The 14,987-nt window shown below is 37.1% G+C and carries 17 protein-coding genes and 1 tRNA gene; 15 read left to right on the forward strand and 3 right to left on the reverse strand.

Translation table 11 applies throughout. The features are described from left to right. Positions 1-567: 567 nt before the first annotated feature. Positions 568-655 (reverse strand) — tRNA-Ser (locus H5R88_RS04915). Positions 656-808: 153 nt separating this feature from the next. Here H5R88_RS04915 and H5R88_RS04920 point away from each other — a divergent pair. Together H5R88_RS04920 and H5R88_RS04925 are read left to right on the forward strand one after the other, a co-directional pair. Next, on the forward strand, positions 809-1,480 hold the full coding sequence (locus H5R88_RS04920) for a ribonuclease H family protein (protein ID WP_182578255.1): 672 nt from the start codon (positions 809-811) through the stop codon (positions 1,478-1,480). Positions 1,481-1,505: 25 nt separating this feature from the next. Beyond that, a complete protein-coding gene (locus H5R88_RS04925) occupies positions 1,506-2,663 on the forward strand; it encodes a hydroxymethylglutaryl-CoA synthase (RefSeq protein WP_182600396.1) in 1,158 nt (385 codons plus the stop codon). A gap of 43 nt (positions 2,664-2,706) precedes the next feature. Here H5R88_RS04925 and lexA read toward each other — a convergent pair whose 3' ends face one another. Continuing rightward, positions 2,707-3,333, reverse strand: coding sequence for a transcriptional repressor LexA (gene lexA, locus H5R88_RS04930; RefSeq protein ID WP_182578257.1), 627 nt, complete (start codon positions 3,331-3,333; stop codon positions 2,707-2,709). 128 nt (positions 3,334-3,461) lie between these two features. On the opposite strand from lexA, the gene H5R88_RS04935 reads away from it, so the two are divergent. Further along, a complete protein-coding gene (locus H5R88_RS04935) occupies positions 3,462-3,713 on the forward strand; it encodes a DUF896 domain-containing protein (protein ID WP_003674333.1) in 252 nt (83 codons plus the stop codon). A gap of 73 nt (positions 3,714-3,786) precedes the next feature. After that, on the forward strand, positions 3,787-4,014 hold the full coding sequence (locus H5R88_RS04940; protein WP_003666855.1) for a YneF family protein: 228 nt from the start codon (positions 3,787-3,789) through the stop codon (positions 4,012-4,014). A 43-nt stretch (positions 4,015-4,057) separates the two neighbouring features. On the opposite strand, the gene H5R88_RS04945 is transcribed toward H5R88_RS04940, so the two are convergent. Next, on the reverse strand, positions 4,058-4,696 hold the full coding sequence (locus H5R88_RS04945) for a lysophospholipid acyltransferase family protein (RefSeq protein WP_182578258.1): 639 nt from the start codon (positions 4,694-4,696) through the stop codon (positions 4,058-4,060). Positions 4,697-4,791: 95 nt separating this feature from the next. On the opposite strand from H5R88_RS04945, the gene H5R88_RS04950 reads away from it, so the two are divergent. The 11 genes from H5R88_RS04950 to H5R88_RS05000 all read left to right on the forward strand — a co-directional run bounded on the left by H5R88_RS04950 (position 4,792) and on the right by H5R88_RS05000 (position 14,973). Continuing rightward, positions 4,792-5,547 (forward strand): tRNA1(Val) (adenine(37)-N6)-methyltransferase, encoded by a 756-nt coding sequence (locus H5R88_RS04950; protein ID WP_182578259.1) that lies wholly within the window; start codon positions 4,792-4,794, stop codon positions 5,545-5,547. Next, entirely contained in the window at positions 5,537-5,827 is a 291-nt protein-coding gene (locus tag H5R88_RS04955; protein ID WP_182578260.1) for a GIY-YIG nuclease family protein, read from the forward strand. Before H5R88_RS04950 ends, H5R88_RS04955 begins: the two co-directional genes overlap by 11 nt. Before the next feature lie 7 nt (positions 5,828-5,834). Continuing rightward, complete coding sequence (locus tag H5R88_RS04960) at positions 5,835-6,827, forward strand: D-2-hydroxyacid dehydrogenase (protein WP_182600397.1); 993 nt, start codon at positions 5,835-5,837, stop codon at positions 6,825-6,827. A gap of 162 nt (positions 6,828-6,989) precedes the next feature. Beyond that, a complete protein-coding gene (rpsB, locus tag H5R88_RS04965; protein ID WP_003666860.1) occupies positions 6,990-7,778 on the forward strand; it encodes a 30S ribosomal protein S2 in 789 nt (262 codons plus the stop codon). Between the two features lie 97 nt (positions 7,779-7,875). Beyond that, positions 7,876-8,751: a translation elongation factor Ts gene (gene tsf, locus H5R88_RS04970; protein WP_003666861.1), complete on the forward strand. Its 876-nt coding sequence runs from the start codon at positions 7,876-7,878 to the stop codon at positions 8,749-8,751. 81 nt (positions 8,752-8,832) lie between these two features. Beyond that, on the forward strand, positions 8,833-9,555 hold the full coding sequence (gene pyrH, locus H5R88_RS04975) for a UMP kinase (protein ID WP_003666862.1): 723 nt from the start codon (positions 8,833-8,835) through the stop codon (positions 9,553-9,555). A 4-nt stretch (positions 9,556-9,559) separates the two neighbouring features. Beyond that, a complete protein-coding gene (gene frr / locus H5R88_RS04980; RefSeq protein ID WP_003666863.1) occupies positions 9,560-10,123 on the forward strand; it encodes a ribosome recycling factor in 564 nt (187 codons plus the stop codon). A 205-nt stretch (positions 10,124-10,328) separates the two neighbouring features. Then, positions 10,329-11,108: an undecaprenyl pyrophosphate synthase gene (uppS, locus tag H5R88_RS04985; RefSeq protein WP_182578280.1), complete on the forward strand. Its 780-nt coding sequence runs from the start codon at positions 10,329-10,331 to the stop codon at positions 11,106-11,108. Between the two features lie 19 nt (positions 11,109-11,127). Continuing rightward, positions 11,128-11,913 (forward strand): phosphatidate cytidylyltransferase, encoded by a 786-nt coding sequence (locus H5R88_RS04990; protein ID WP_086142607.1) that lies wholly within the window; start codon positions 11,128-11,130, stop codon positions 11,911-11,913. A 22-nt stretch (positions 11,914-11,935) separates the two neighbouring features. After that, positions 11,936-13,210, forward strand: coding sequence for an RIP metalloprotease RseP (rseP, locus tag H5R88_RS04995; RefSeq protein WP_182578262.1), 1,275 nt, complete (start codon positions 11,936-11,938; stop codon positions 13,208-13,210). A 29-nt stretch (positions 13,211-13,239) separates the two neighbouring features. Beyond that, positions 13,240-14,973 carry a proline--tRNA ligase gene (locus tag H5R88_RS05000; protein WP_182578263.1) on the forward strand — a complete coding sequence of 578 codons (1,734 nt, stop codon included), beginning with the start codon at positions 13,240-13,242 and terminating at the stop codon, positions 14,971-14,973. Positions 14,974-14,987 lie beyond the last annotated feature (14 nt).

The following is a 14,987-nucleotide window of genomic DNA, read 5'->3' on the forward strand; positions in this document are numbered from 1 at the left end:
TCGGTTTATTCAAAGTATGTCCTGAAAGGGAAACTGTTTAGATAAGCCCTTATAGAAAATTCCTTCCCCTATATAAGACTGAACTACTAGCTGGAATCCCATCATGTAAGAATATCAGCGAATTAATGGAGTTTTCTCAAGACTATACTCAGTACTTTAACATGTTAGGACAACTTAGAAAGCAAAAGGTATAACTCTGGTTGAATACCAGAATCACACCTTAGTAACTTAATGTTTTACTTTTGTCTTGCACCTCAAAATAGGTTTAATTGATTATTTAAATCGAACTGGTTGGGGCCATTTACACTTAATAGGTATTTTTTGTGTAATAAGAAGAGAGTGGGAAATAGCCTTGTGGCGACGGAAAGCTAGTTTCGCATTATTTTGCTGTTGTTTGTGAAAGCAGTTGAGGCTGAGAGAAAATAAAAGTTTTCTCTCAGCCTCAACCTTGCCTGTTAGTTTTTTCCGTACTTTTCTGCAGAATTGGTTATTAATGTAACTCAAAAAATAAAAAGCTGATATACCAACGTTTTAACAACTATTGAATACCAGCGAAACTTTAGATAAAGGAGACAAGGGGATTTGAACCCCTGCACGTTTTTACACGCCTAACGGTTTTCGAAACCGTCCTCTTCAGCCACTTGAGTATGTCTCCATTTCAACCTTATCATTGTAACAAAAAACTTGTAAAGCGTAAAGAGAATATCAATTAAGGAAAGAGCAATTTAATAATTTTGCAGAAATAATTTCTTGCTGATATGATATTCATAATATATGATGTAACTTAAAATTTAATTAGGGGTTTTTTATGGTAAAAAAATATTATGCGGTCAAAAAGGGTCGTCGTCCAGGAATATATAAAACTTGGACGGAATGTCAAAAAGAAGTTAATGGGTATCCAAATGCTAAGTTTAAAAGTTTTTTAACGTTTAAAGCTGCTAACGAGTGGCTTCAGACTACAGGAGCTACCATGATATCGAAAAAAAGAATAGTTAATTATTCTAGTAATATTTTTGTTTATACTGATGGAGGATCTCGTAATCATGGTAATAAGTTAGGACAGCATGTGAAAGTAGATGATAAAGCGGCCTGGGCTTATTTTATTCAAACTAAAGATCAAGCTTATACAGGAACTGCTGGCGAATTTGGGGCTACTAATAATAAAATGGAGATTACAGCTTTGATCCAAGCACTAACTAAACTATTAGAACTTGGCCTCCAAGATCAACCAATTACAGCGATTTTGGATTCACATTACGTACTAGACCCAATTATGAAAGGCTGGTTAACTAATTGGCGGCGTCGGGGATGGTTAACAGCTAGTGGGAAGCCAGTAGCAAATCAAAAGCTATGGAAAGAAATTGCTGTCCTTTTACCCCAGTTCCCTAATTTACATTTTGATTGGACGAAGGGACATGCAACAAATGCTGGAAATAATAAGGTCGATGAATTACTAAATAAAACCATGGATCAGTTATAATTATTTGATAAGAGGATGATAGAAAATGAGAATTGGTATTGATAAAATGGCCTTTGCAACAACAAATGATTATTTAGACCTTGTTGAATTAGCAAAGGCACGAGGTGTTGACCCTAATAAATTTACCATTGGAATTGGCCAAGATCTGCAAGCGGTTGTCCCGCCTACACAAGATATTGTGACTTTAGGGGCTACAGCAGCCCAAAAAATGCTTACTCCTGAATTAGAAAAAAATATTTCAACAGTAATTGTGGCAACCGAGTCAGGAATTGATAATTCAAAAGCAAGTGCAATCTACATCAAACGTTTATTAGGACTTAGTGACTTTACCCGAACTGTAGAAATGAAAGAGGCGTGTTATTCTGCAACTGCCGCGATTCAATTTGCAAAGGGAGTAGTGGCCCTTAACCCCCAAGAAACCGTCTTGGTGATTGCTACTGATATTGCTCGTTATGGATTAAATACGCCAGGAGAGGTGACACAGGGGGCTGGAGCAGTTGCAATGTTGATTTCACGAAATCCTCATATCTTGGCGCTTGAAGATACAACTGTTGCTTACAGTAAAGATATCATGGATTTTTGGCGACCATTATATGCAACAGAAGCCTTAGTAGATGGAAAATATTCTACTAATGTTTATATTGAATTTTTCCTTCAAACTTTTACTCGTTACCAGCAACTAACTGGCCGAAAATTAGCGGATTTTGCTGCCCTTACATTCCACATGCCCTTTACTAAGATGGGTAAGAAAGGATTAGAAGGATTGCTTAAAGATCGTAAGGACGAGGTGGCTCAACGATTACGAACCCAATTGACAGCAAGTCAGCTCTATGCTCGCCAAGTTGGTAACCTTTATACTGGTTCGTTATACTTATCATTAATGTCTTTGTTACAAAATAGTGATTTAAGTGCCGGAAGTAGGATTGGGTTGTTTAGCTATGGTTCTGGTGCGGAAGGAGAATTCTACACGGGTATTTTAGAAGATGGTTACGAGAATTATATGAATAATATTCAAGAACAACTAAACCACCGTCATCAGGTTTCAGTGGTAGAATACGAAAAAATATTTAATAGTCAATTAGGAATGAATGATATGGATATCGAATTTGATACCACTAATGATCTGTTACCTTTCGTTCTTAAAGGACAAAAGAATCATCAACGGATTTATGAAGCTAAATAGCATAATAAAAAGGGACCTCATTTTGGGCCCCTTTTTATTATGCTTAGAAAATATGATCACGAAATAATCCCACGACTTTACCAAGGATTTTTACATTGTCTAAAAAGATTGGCTCCATCGTATCATTCTCTGGCTGTAAACGAAAACGTGTTTTTTCTTTATAGAATCGTTTACAAGTAGCTTCATTATCATCATTCATTGCAATAACGATATCACCATTTTTAGCTGTGGATTGTTTACGCACGATTACTTGGTCACCATTAAAAATCCCTGCTTTAACCATACTGGTTCCACGAATAGTGAGCATAAATAAATCATTATTATCTTGGATAGAAGGAGGTATCGGGAAAAAATCAGTAGCATTTTCAACTGCTAAAATTGGTTGTCCAGCTGTAACAACGCCAAGCATTGGAATTTCTTTTTGGGTAGGCTTTACGCCTAAAATATCAAGACCTTTAGATGTAATCTCAAGTGCGCGAGGCTTTGAAGGATCTTTTTGTAAGAATCCTTGTTCAATTAAGCGGGAGATGTGTCCATGGACTGTTGAAGTTGAAGATAGTCCAACAGCACTGCAAATTTCACGAACAGTTGGTGGATAGCCATGATCTTCAACTTGTTTATGAATATAATTTAGGACGGCCATTTGTTTATTTTTTGCTACCTTTGCCATATTGACACCTCATTATCATTAATTGTGTTAAGCTTATCATAGATAGATGCATATTTCAAACGTACGTTCGTGATTTGCATTGATTTTATAAAATAAGTAAAATCGACTTTATTAAGGAGATGATTATAATGGCTGAATCGAAAGAACAAGATGCTTTATTGAAGCGAATTAATGAACTTGCTCATAAGAATAAAGAAGAAGGTTTAACCGAAGAAGAAACTAAAGAACGAGATCGTTTACGTAAGGAGTACCTAAAGAACTTTAGAGAAGCGATGCGTAGTAATATTGAAATGATGCGAATCTTTGATAAAGAAGGTAAAGAGGTTACTCCTGAAAAGGTTCGTGAAATTCAACGTAAAAAAGGACTTCGTGACGATTAACAGTGATTTGCTCTTTTCAAAAATTGCTCTTTCGTGTAAGATGGATAGGTAACGAGCAAAGGAGGAAGTAATTGTGGGTATGACGATCATGCTAATGATTCTTGCATTATTAGTCGGTTTAGTTATCGGCTTCTTTGGTGCACGTAAATACATGGAAAACTACCTCCGCAATAATCCACCGATTTCGGAAGAGATGCTGCGGACAATGATGCTTCAAATGGGTCAAAAACCATCTAGTCGTAAATTACATCAAATGATGCAAGCGATGAAAGCACAAGCTAAAAAGTCAAATCGTAAATAATATAAAAGGATGTGATTTTTATCACATCCTTTTATATTGGAAATTAAAATTCGTCATTCTTTGGTTTTGGAGGAACAATATATTTATAATTAGGATCAATTTGTCTATCTAATTGGTCAAAGGCATCCTGCATTTGCTTTTCTAAATCAGCTTGTACTTCAGGAGTAAGTCGTTGCTTTCGGTCAATGTAAATAGGCTTCCCAAATGCAATTTGGCGTGGCTTACGAGTAAATAGCTGACTGAATTTTAGAGGACCTTGGTAAACAGCAGGAACTAAGGGGACGTTTGCCATTTTAGCGATAATGGTGGCCCCACCTTTTAATTTAGATGAGTAGCGTGATCCACTAGGAAAAATAATGGTCGATAGATCAGTTTTCTTTAAAATTGTAACTGGCTTTTTAATCGCAGACGGGCCTGGATTTTTTCGATCAACCGGATAGGCATTTAGCGCTTTTAAAAATTTGCTAGCAATTGGATTCTTAAAAAGTTCTTTTTTAGCCATGAAGCTAAATTTCTTTGGCCATACGGCAAGCGCTAATAAGACAGGATCCATCCAAGTACGATGTGGTGCAATTATAATATAATTGCCCTCAGGGATATTTTCTTGATTGTATATTTTAGTTCGCCCGTTAATCAAATTTAAAAATGGATTAACGATTTTTACGAGGAAAGTGTACAACATGTTAATCTTCCAATCTATAACAAAATTAAGTTTTCGTCCCTCAGTATGACGAAAAAAAGTGAATCTTGCAAGTACAAAAAATAATGGAGGGAATAATGGAAAATAAAAATATTCTAAAAAAAGGTGAAAGAATTGATCAATTATATAGTCAGGATGTACAGATAATCCAAAATTCCCATTATTTTGCTTTCTCATTAGATGCAGTCTTATTAGCAAATTTTGTGTACTCCAATCATCGACAGAAATTAAAAATTGTTGATTTGTGTGCAGGAAATGGAGCAATCGGCATTTTTCTCCACCATAAACTTGGTGGAATGTTTACCGAAGTTGAGTTACAACCACAGATTGCTGATATGGCCGAGCGAACAATTATGCTAAATAACTTACAAGATCGTTATACTGTTATTAATGATGATATTGCTAATATTAATAATTATATTCCTAAAGATTCGATTGATATTGTCCTTTGTAATCCACCCTATTTCCCAGTTACAGCACAAAGCCAGAAAAATCCAAATAAAGCTTTAGCAATTGCTCGTCATGAAATAGCGACTAATTTAGTAACTGTTGTTCAAAAGATGAGTGATTTATTAAAAATGAATGGTCATGGATATCTTGTGCACCGTCCAGATCGATTAGGTGAAATTTTACAAGTGTGCCAGGAAAATAGATTAGCACCTAAAAGAATTCAATTTATTTATCCTAAACCTAATCGTGATGCGAATATTTTGTTGCTTGAAGTGATTAAGGATGGCCGACCTGGTGGAGTAAAAGTAGTGCCACCATTGGTTGTTCATGGAGAAAATAACGAGTATACTCCGACCGTTAGGGAGTTATTATATGGCAAGTGAAAAATACTATATTTATGTATTGTATTGCGCGGATAATAGCTTTTATTGCGGCTTTACCAACAATGTTAAACGGCGCTTTCATACCCATCAAGCTTATCAGGGTGCAAAGTATACTCGTGTAAAAAAACGTCATCCACTAAAGCTTATTTATTCGGAGGAATTTGCATCAAAACATGATGCCTTGAGTGCGGAATATTATTTTAAACATCAAACCCGCCGCCAAAAAGAAAAATTTTTACTAGACCATGGTGTCGATTTATTAAAACTACGGAGGAATTAAAATTAATATGAAGATTTATATGTATGGTGTTTATCAGGATGAAGTTCCTTACATTAAGGAATGGCAAGCGGATCATCCCGAGGTAACTGTTGACACAACAACGGAACTGTTAGATGAAGATACTGTCAACTTATCTAAAGGGAGTGATGGGGTTGTAGTATTTCAGCAAAAGCCTTATTCAGATGAGGTTTTACGTCAATTAGCATTTAATGGTATTACGAAGATGTCGTTGCGGAATGTTGGAGTTGATAATCTTAACCATGAATTGGTGCGAGAACTTGATTTTCAAATTACCAATGTTCCGGTTTATTCACCAGCTGCGATTGCAGAATTTTCAGTTACCCAAGCACTTAACCTTTTACGGCGAACAAAAGAATTTTATTTAAAATTAGCGAAAGGTGATTATAGTTGGGCACCTCATATTGCTAAGGAAATGAACAAGCAGGTTGTTGGAATAGTTGGAACAGGAAACATTGGATCCGCAGCAGCTAAAATCTTTGCTGGTTTTGGTGCAAAAGTGATTGCTTATAGCCGTCATCAAAATAAGGAACTAGAAGGAATTGTTGAATACGTCAGCCTTGATGAATTATATAAACGAGCAACAATTATTTCACTTTATTTGCCCCATGTTCCAGCGACAGATAAAATGCTTAATGAAAAAACATTTGCAATGATGCAGGACGGGGTCTTACTGGTTAACACTGCCCGTGGACCATTAGTCGATGAAAAGGCATTGATTGAAGCGTTGAATAGCGGTAAAGTCGGAGGAGCTGCTCTAGACGTAATGACTGGTGAAACCAAGATTTTTAACCAGCAAATTAATTTCCAAGAAGTCGATTATGATGAATTTAAAGATTTAGTTGATCGACCAAATGTTTTAATCACGCCACATATTGCTTTCTATACTGATCAAGCAATCAAAAATATGGTTAAGATGAGTTTGTCTGCCAATCTAGATTTGATTAAAACTGGCACCTCAGATAAACTAGTTAAATTTTAAAATAAGTTAAGTGAAAAACCTTGTCAGTTTGCAAGGTTTTTTGTATACTATATTTCGGTGTTACGCGCCAATTTCACACCCAGAATGATGGTGGTGAGGGTGCTTAAATAGTCCCATTGCCAGAAGAGGTCTGGGGAGGAAAAACAATTTGGAGGTATATTTATGTCTGTTGTATCTATGAAGCAATTGCTTGAAGCCGGTGTCCACTTCGGTCACCAAACTCGTCGTTGGAACCCAAAGATGGAAGAATACATCTTTACTGAACGTAACGGTATTTACATCATTGACTTACAAAAGACTGTTAAGTTAATTGATACTGCTTACAACTACATGAAGGATGTTGCTGCTAACGATGGTGTTGCTTTATTTGTTGGTACAAAGAAGCAAGCTCAAGATGCTATTGAAGAAGAAGCTACTCGTGCAGGTCAATACTACGTTAATCACCGTTGGTTAGGTGGTACTTTGACCAACTGGAAGACTATCCAATCACGGATCGCTCGTTTGAAGGAACTTAAGAAGATGAGCGAAGATGGTACATTTGATGTTCTTCCTAAGAAGGAAGTTGCTGTCTTAACTAAGCAACGTGAAAAGCTTGAACGTTTCCTTGGTGGTATTGAAGATATGCCACGGATTCCAGATGTTATGTTCATCGTTGATCCTCACAAGGAACAAATCGCTGTTAAGGAAGCTCAAAAGTTACACATTCCAATCGTAGCTATGGTTGATACTAACACTGACCCAGACGACATTGATTACGTTATCCCATCAAACGATGATGCTATCCGTGCCGTTCGCTTAATCACTTCAAAGATGGCTGATGCTTTTGTTGAAGGTAAGCAAGGTCAAGACGATGCTCAACAAGAAACTGCTGATGATAACGCTGCTAACGAAACTGTTAGCGAAGATTCATTAAAAAACTTGAAGAACAGCGTTGAAGGTAAAGAAGACTAAAAGTATTAAATTCTTGGGCTGTTTTGTACGGACCATTCTGGCCTAAGTACTAAACAGCCCTTTTTCAAAAAAAGATTATAAAAGGAGAGATTTCGTCATGGCTGAAATTAAAGCTGCTCAAGTTATGCAATTACGTAAAAAGTCCGGTGCCGGTATCATGGATGCTAAGAAGGCATTAGTTGCTAGTGATGGTGACATGGATAAAGCAATGGACTACCTTCGTGAAAAGGGTATTGCTAAGGCAGCCAAGAAGAGTGACCGTGTTGCAGCTGAAGGATTAGCTGATATTGCTGTTAATGGTAATACAGCTGCAATCGTTGAATTGAATTCAGAAACTGATTTCGTTGCTGCTAGTGAACCATTTAAGGACTTATTGAAGAAGGTTACTAAGTTAATTAGTGAAAACAAGCCTGCTAATGTTGAAGAAGCATTAGAAATCAAGACTGAAAATGGTACATTAAATGATGATATTATCAGTACTACACAAAAGACTGGTGAAAAGGTTAGCCTTCGTCGGTTCACTGTTGTAGAAAAGGATGACGGTGATAGCTTTGGTGCATACTTACACCAAGGTGGTCAAATTGCTGCATTAGTTGTCTTAGAAGGTGCTGATGATGCTACTGCTAAGGATGTTGCAATGCACGTTGCAGCTATCAATCCTGAATTCATGACTCGTGATGATGTTTCTCAAGAACGTCTTGACCATGAACGTGCTATCTTTAAGGAAGAGACCTTAAATGAAGGAAAGCCTGAAAAGATCGTTGACAAGATTGTTGAAGGTCGTTTAAACAAGTTCCTTTCACAAATTTGTTTAGCAGATCAAGACTTTGTTAAGGATTCTGACCAAACTGTTGAACAATATGTTTCAAGTAAGAATGGTAAATTGAAGTCCTTCATTCGTTACGAAGTCGGTGAAGGAATCGAAAAAAAGCAAGATGACTTTGCTCAAGAAGTTAAGGACCAAATGAACTAAGCGTTCGGTCAAAAGGAGGACGTACTCAATGTAGTGCGTCCTTTTTTAAAAATTAACTTGCAAATTCAAGGAGGATATCATATGGCAGATATTAAATATAAGCGAGTGATTTTAAAGCTCAGTGGAGAAGCATTAGCTGGCGACAAGGGTTTTGGGATTAACCCTCCCGTTTTAAAAGATGTAGCCAAGGAATTAAAAGAAGTTCATGATTTGGGCGTTCAAATTGCCATTGTTGTTGGTGGTGGTAACATGTGGCGTGGTGTTACTGGTGCTGAATTAGGGATGGAACGTGCACAAGCTGACTATATTGGAATGTTAGCAACCATTATGAATGCCTTGTCACTTCAGGATGCGCTTGAATCAATTGGGGTTCCTACCCGAGTACAAACTTCAATTGAAATGCGCCAAATTGCTGAACCATATATTCGGCGGAAAGCTATTCGTCATTTAGAGAAAGATCGAATCGTTATTTTTGCTGGGGGAACAGGAAGTCCTTACTTCTCAACTGATACTACTGCCGCATTACGAGCAGCAGAAATCAACGCTGATGCCATTTTAATGGGTAAAAATGGGGTTGACGGTGTTTACTCAGCTGATCCAAATAAAGTTAAGGATGCTACTAAGTTTGATCATTTAACCCATATGGATATCATTGAAAAGAATTTACATGTAATGGATACTACTGCTAGTTCACTATCGATGGACAATCATATTCCATTGGTAGTCTTCAACTTAAACACATCAGGCAATATTATGAAAGTAGTAACTGGTCAAGAAGTTGGTACAACAATTGAAGGAGACTGATAATATGGCTACAGGAAAAGAAATTTTAAATGATGCCAAACAAAAAATGGCAAAATCAGGTGATGCACTTCAACGGACACTTGCTGATATTCGTGCCGGTCAAGCCAATGCAAGTTTATTAAATTCTGTTAAAGTTGAATATTACGGAGCACCAACTCCATTAAATCAAGTTGCATCAATCACAATTCCAGAAGCACGGCAATTATTAATTACTCCTTATGATGAGAGCGTGCTTGAAGAAATTGAAAAAGCAATCTATGCATCTAATTTAGGATTAACTCCTCAAAACGACGGAAGTTCAATTCGCTTAATCATCCCACAATTAACTGAAGATCGGCGGAAAGAATTAGTAAAAGACGTTAAGGCTGAGTTAGAAAAGGCTAAAGTTGCAGTTCGAAACGTTCGTCGTGAAGCGATGGATGACTTAAAGAAGGGCAACAAGAACGGCGACTTTAATGATGATGAATTCCATGATCTTGAAAAGAAAGTTCAAAACGAAACAGATGCTGGAATTAAGAACCTTGAAGATATTGCAAGTGCAAAAGAAAAGGAATTAATGGAAGGCTAGTTTTCAGAATTAAAAGGGTTGTGAACTTTGCGTAAGTCCACAACCCTTTTTTTGGCTAAAATTGAATTGTTATGATAAAACTATGTAACAATTTATTACGGATTGACAAATCGAAATTTGCCTCTGGTATAATAAAAGCTATAATTAGTTGGCAGACGTGAATTTTTAATAAATGTCTGTAATTAATCCTAAGTACATGATAAAAATGGAGGAACAATTAGTGTTTTCCAAAAGTAAACATGATGAAATAAATCAGCAACTTGATATGGAGCGTATTCCTAAACATATTGCAATTATTATGGATGGTAATGGCCGGTGGGCGCAGAAACGGCACCTTCCACGGGTCGCTGGCCATAAGCAGGGAATGCAAACGGTAAAAAAGATTACAATTGCTGCCAGTGAATTAGGTGTAAAAGTCTTATCATTATATGCTTTTTCAACCGAAAACTGGAAACGTCCTTCTTCAGAGGTAAGTTATTTAATGCAATTGCCTGTCCGTTTCTTCTCAACATTTGTTCCAGACCTTGTCAAACATAATGTTAAGGTAACAGTGATGGGAGATATTACGCAGTTACCTGAAGCTACGCAAAAAGCTGTTAAAGATGCAATGACTGATACGGCCCACTGTACAGGAATGATTCTCAACTTTGCTTTGAACTATGGGAGTCGAGATGAGATCACTCAGGCTGCTAAAAAGATTGCAGAAGACGTGCAAAATGAGAACTTGGCAATCTCGGATATTGATGAAGCAGCATTTGGTAAGTACTTAATGTCAGCACAACTAGGTCAATTTGCAGACCCTGATTTGTTAATTAGAACAAGTGGCGAAGAGCGCATTAGTAACTTTATGCTGTGGCAAATTGCTTACAGTGAATTGGAGTTTGTTCCAGAGCACTGGCCAGACTTTGATGAAGACTCATTGCGATCAGCAATAATTACCTATCAAGGACGTCATCGACGGTTCGGTGGATTAAAAAATCAATAAATAATAAGGGGATTTTGTTTTGAAAACAAGAATAACGACCGCGGTAATTGCACTTGCAATCTTTATACCGCTTATTATATATGGTCATTGGCCATTAACAATTGCAGCAGTTGCATTAGGAATCGTTGCAATGTCAGAAGTATTGGTAATGAAAAAAATGTTTGTAATTTCATTTGAAGCTTTGATTAGTTATCTGGGGGTTGCTTTATTAATATTACCGGATAGTTGGCTTGACTTCTTACCTAGCGTTGCAACTCGATGGTTCGGTTTCTATATTTTAGTTGTTTTACTTCTATTACATACAGTTATTCGAAAACAACGTTTTACTTTCGACGACGCCGGGGTTTTAACATTAGCAATGCTCTATATCGGAATGGGATTTCGCTATTTTATTGCTGCTCGGGCAATCAATTTTCAAACGCTATTATATGGAATGCTAATCGTTTGGATTACAGATAGTGGAGCATATTTAATTGGCCGAAAACTCGGTAAAAATAAACTTGCTCCTAAGATTAGTCCTAATAAAACTTGGGAAGGTTCAATTGGCGGTACATTAGCTGCTGTTATTATTTTGGCTATTTATTGCTACTTTATCCCTGTTGGTGCAGGTTGGGTAACAATGATATTCGTTACATTGATTCTTTCAATCTTCGGTCAATTTGGTGACTTAATTGAATCATCATTAAAACGCTACTATGGTGTGAAGGATTCAGGAAAAATTCTTCCAGGCCATGGTGGGATTTTAGATCGGTTTGATAGCATGTTAATTGTTATGCCAATGCTTCATTTATTAGGGATCATTTAATCAAACGTAAGGAAGAGATTTTTTGATAATAACAATTATTACATTTATTATTGTTTTTGGAATCCTTGTCCTTGTTCATGAATATGGTCATTATTATTTTGCTAAACGAGCAGGAATTCTGGTTCGTGAATTTTCAATAGGAATGGGTCCCAAAATTTGGTGGAAACGAAAAAATGGTACTACCTATACTATTCGAATTTTGCCCCTTGGTGGATATGTTCGATTAGCAGGGGCTGATGATGAGGACCAAGATGAGCTAAAGCCAGGTACCCCAATCACAATTCAATTAAATGATCAAGATAAAGTTATTAGCATTAATGCTAGTGATAAAACAACCTTGTTTCAGGGGATCCCTCTTCAATTAGTTGCTTGTGATTTAGAAGATGGCTTATGGATAAAAGGATATGTCAATGGGGACGAAGATCAGCTAAGGGTATATAGCGTTGACCATGATGCAATGATTATTGAACGAGACGGAACCGAGGTACAGATTGCCCCACGTGATGTCCAATTTCGTTCAGCAAGTCTTCCTGCCCGAATGATGACCAATTTTGCTGGTCCAATGAATAATTTTATTTTGTCCTTAGTAGTATTTATTATCCTTGGTTTCACCTTAACGGGCGTACCAACTAATAGCAATCAGTTAGGGCAAGTTAATGCAGGTTCCGTAGCTGCCAAAGCGGGCTTAAAAGCAAACGATCGGATTGTTAAAGTTAACAACCAAAAGATCAATAATTGGACTGACCTTTCAACTAACATTTCAAATAAGCCTAATAAGACAGTGTCAATAACGTATGAGCGTGGTAATAAGACATATCATACTAAGTTAACACCAAAAGCAGTTGAACGCGGTCATCAAAAAGTTGGTCAAATTGGAATTGTTGAAAAACAAGAAAAGAGTTTAGCTGCTCGATTGAAGTTTGGCTGGCAACAATTTATTCAAGCGGGAACATTAATCTTTAGTGTTCTTGGGCACATGATTACGCATGGATTTAGCTTAAATGACCTGGGAGGACCGGTAGCAATTTATGCTGGAACATCACAAGCCACCTCATTGGGAATCAATGGAGTTTTAAATTTCTTAGCCCTCTTATCAATTAATTTAGGAATTGTTAACTTATTACCAATTCCAGCATTAGATGGTGGGAAATTATTATTGAATATTGTTGAAGCGATCATTCGGCGACCAATTCCTGAAAAGGCTGAAGGAATTATCACAATGATTGGTTTCCTAATCTTACTAACACTTATGGTTCTAGTAACATGGAACGATATTCAAAGATATTTTATTCGGTAATTTAATAAAATAAAGGAGTATATTTTTTAATGAAACAGTCAAAGGTATTAATTCCAACAAAAAAAGAGGCCCCGAGCGATGCGGAAGCCTTAAGTCACAAAATGATGATTCGTGCCGGGTACATTTACCAAGTATCTGCGGGGGTGTGGTCATATTTGCCATTAGCTTACCGGGTTATTCGAAAAGTGGAAAATATTATTCGTGATGAAATGGACAAGGCAGGAGCAGTTGAAATGCTTATGCCGGGTCTTCTTCCAGCTGATTTATGGAAGGAATCAGGTCGTTACGAAAGCTATGGGGATAATCTTTTCAAACTTAAGGATCGGCGTGACCGTGACTTTATTTTAGGCCCAACTCATGAAGAAACTTTTACTGAAGTATTGCGCGATAGTATTAAGTCTTACAAGAAGCTTCCATTAGTAGTTTATCAATTACAAGATAAGTTCCGTGATGAAGATCGCCCTCGTTATGGAATTCTTCGTGGGAAAGAATTTGAAATGCTTGACGGTTACTCTTTCTCAGCGGATCAAGAAGGATTAGATGAAGCCTACAATAATCAAGCAAAGGCCTACCGGAATATTTTTGATCGGATTGGTTTAAACTATAAAGTTATTCTCGCAGATTCGGGAACAATGGGTGGTAAGAACTCACAAGAATTTTCTGCACCTGCTGAAGTAGGGGAAGACATAATCGCTTATACTGATGGTGATTATGCTGCCAATATTGAGAAAGCTGAAAGCAAATTTGTTGGTGTACAACAAACAGCTGCTCCTGCACCAATTGAGAAAAAGGCTACTCCAGGTGCTCATACGGTGGATGAAGCTGCGGAAAGTTTAGATCTTGATCCTAATCAAGTTATCAAATCAATGCTTTACATGGCTAAAATGAGTGAAGATGAATACCAGCCAGTCTTAGTTTTAATGCGTGGAAACGATGAAGTTAATGAAGCAAAGGTAACGAACGCTATTGATTGTGAAGAACTTGAATTAGCTACAGAAGAAGATGCCGAAAAGTACCTCAATGCTCATCCAGGATCACTTGGACCTGTAGGAGTAGGTGAAGAAGTTAAGATTCTTGCTGATAATTACGTTAAGGTCTTAGTTAATATGGCATGTGGTGCCAATGAAGATGGATATCACTATGTTAATGCCAATATTGATCGTGATTTCCGAGTTGACCAATTTGGTGATTTCCGGAACGTTAAAGAAGGAGAAATTGCTCCTGATGGTAAACCACTTAAATTTACTCCCGGAATTGAAATTGGTCATATCTTTAAGTTGGGTACTCATTACTCAAGCAAACTTGGTGCCCAAGTTCTTGATAGCAATGGTCGTTTGACAGACGTAATCATGGGAAGCTACGGTATTGGTGTAACCCGTTTATTATCAGCTGTTGCAGAACAAAATGCTGATGAAAATGGTCTTGTCTGGCCTGATAGCATCGCTCCATTTGATGTTCACGTAATTCCGGTTAATGCCAAGAAAGAAGACCAAATGGCCATGGCTGATAAGATTGATCAACAATTAACTGAAGCTGGTTATGAGGTATTAGTAGATGACCGGAAAGAACGAGCAGGGGTTAAGTTTGCTGATTCAGACTTGATTGGTATTCCAATTCGGGTTACTGTTGGTAAGAAAGCTCAAGATGGCATTGTTGAAATTAAGATCCGTAAAACTGGTGAAACTGTTGAAGTTAAACAGGAAGAATTAGTAAATACGGTGGGGATTTTACTCAAGCAATTGAACGAAGAAAAAAACAAATAATTTAAACTAATGTG

The organism is Limosilactobacillus agrestis (genome assembly GCF_014145585.1).
Classification (GTDB): Bacteria; Bacillota; Bacilli; order Lactobacillales; family Lactobacillaceae; genus Limosilactobacillus; species Limosilactobacillus agrestis.

What these genes read in the sequence shown, in the direction of transcription:
- H5R88_RS04920 (WP_182578255.1), top strand. Translation starts at nt 809, where the DNA reads ATGGTAAAAAAATATTATGCGGTCAAAAAGGGTCGTCGTCCAGGAATA.
- H5R88_RS04925 (WP_182600396.1), top strand. Translation starts at nt 1,506, where the DNA reads ATGAGAATTGGTATTGATAAAATGGCCTTTGCAACAACAAATGATTAT.
- lexA (WP_182578257.1), bottom strand. Translation starts at nt 3,333, where the DNA reads ATGGCAAAGGTAGCAAAAAATAAACAAATGGCCGTCCTAAATTATATT.
- H5R88_RS04935 (WP_003674333.1), top strand. Translation starts at nt 3,462, where the DNA reads ATGGCTGAATCGAAAGAACAAGATGCTTTATTGAAGCGAATTAATGAA.
- H5R88_RS04945 (WP_182578258.1), bottom strand. Translation starts at nt 4,696, where the DNA reads ATGTTGTACACTTTCCTCGTAAAAATCGTTAATCCATTTTTAAATTTG.
- H5R88_RS04950 (WP_182578259.1), top strand. Translation starts at nt 4,792, where the DNA reads ATGGAAAATAAAAATATTCTAAAAAAAGGTGAAAGAATTGATCAATTA.
- H5R88_RS04955 (WP_182578260.1), top strand. Translation starts at nt 5,537, where the DNA reads ATGGCAAGTGAAAAATACTATATTTATGTATTGTATTGCGCGGATAAT.
- H5R88_RS04960 (WP_182600397.1), top strand. Translation starts at nt 5,835, where the DNA reads ATGAAGATTTATATGTATGGTGTTTATCAGGATGAAGTTCCTTACATT.
- rpsB (WP_003666860.1), top strand. Translation starts at nt 6,990, where the DNA reads ATGTCTGTTGTATCTATGAAGCAATTGCTTGAAGCCGGTGTCCACTTC.
- tsf (WP_003666861.1), top strand. Translation starts at nt 7,876, where the DNA reads ATGGCTGAAATTAAAGCTGCTCAAGTTATGCAATTACGTAAAAAGTCC.
- pyrH (WP_003666862.1), top strand. Translation starts at nt 8,833, where the DNA reads ATGGCAGATATTAAATATAAGCGAGTGATTTTAAAGCTCAGTGGAGAA.
- frr (WP_003666863.1), top strand. Translation starts at nt 9,560, where the DNA reads ATGGCTACAGGAAAAGAAATTTTAAATGATGCCAAACAAAAAATGGCA.
- uppS (WP_182578280.1), top strand. Translation starts at nt 10,329, where the DNA reads ATGGAGGAACAATTAGTGTTTTCCAAAAGTAAACATGATGAAATAAAT.
- H5R88_RS05000 (WP_182578263.1), top strand. Translation starts at nt 13,240, where the DNA reads ATGAAACAGTCAAAGGTATTAATTCCAACAAAAAAAGAGGCCCCGAGC.